This window comes from Flavobacterium enshiense, assembly GCF_040750275.1.
In the GTDB taxonomy this organism is placed as follows: Bacteria; Bacteroidota; Bacteroidia; order Flavobacteriales; family Flavobacteriaceae; genus Flavobacterium; species Flavobacterium enshiense_B.
The window spans coordinates 1-257 of the sequence record NZ_JBDOCV010000046.1 but is presented as its reverse complement, the minus strand read 5'-3'; the positions used below and the strand labels follow the sequence as shown (position 1 = coordinate 257).

At 63.0% G+C, this 257-nt stretch carries 1 pseudogene; it reads right to left on the bottom strand.

What is annotated here, in order from left to right:
• A pseudogene (locus tag ABGT15_RS14740) lies at positions 1-207 on the bottom strand (hypothetical protein); the annotation flags it as partial.
• Positions 208-257: the final 50 nt, after the last annotated feature.

Below are 257 nucleotides of genomic sequence, written 5' to 3'. Positions count from 1 at the left end.
GGCGGCGCCGTGGTCGACGCCCGCGTCGGCCATGATGTTCGGGTTGACGAAGATGATGTAGGCCATGGTGACGAAGGTCGTCAGGCCGGCGAGCAGTTCGGTACGGATGCTGGTGCGGTGTTCGCTGAGCTTGAACAGCCGGTCCAGCCAGCCGGGGGCGGTGCGTTGCAAGGGTGCTGCCTGGGGCTTGCGCTTGATGCTTTCCACTGGGCTTTCCTAATCGTTCTTGTTGTCGATCACCAGGAGCACGACACTCC